This window comes from Halohasta sp. A2, assembly GCF_056175805.1.
This window is the reverse complement of sequence record NZ_JAQFWV010000229.1, coordinates 1-389: the sequence shown is the minus strand read 5'-3', so window position 1 is coordinate 389 and position 389 is coordinate 1. Positions and strand designations below refer to the sequence as shown.

The 389-nt window shown below is 57.8% G+C and carries 1 pseudogene; it reads left to right on the top strand.

The features are described from left to right. Nucleotides 1-389 (top strand): annotated as a pseudogene (locus O2S87_RS18925) (IS1595 family transposase); the annotation flags it as partial.

Below are 389 nucleotides of genomic sequence, written 5' to 3'. Positions count from 1 at the left end.
CATCGCCTTCGTACTCTACGCAGATACGCTACTCAGCATCAACCAAGTTGCTCAACTCTTCGAGGCCGTTTACGATACCGTCCATACAACTATCCGAGAGGTGGAAGCCGCCTTTGAGAGCGGCTTCAACCTCGTCTGGACACATCTGCAAGAAGACGGTGACAGTCCAACCCAGATCGACGAAACCGGCCAGAAGTGTTCTGGTTTCAAAGGACAGACGCCGCCGCGGGACGGTCTTTCCCGTGGCGGCGATGGTGAGCCTGGTCGATCTCGGTGGGAAGGCGCACCAGGCGATACAATGACGCTTGTTGGAGCGTGTCGAGACACGCTCCGCGTGATACGTGCGGAACGTGGTGCGAAACCTGACGAGCTGAGACAGACGCTCGACG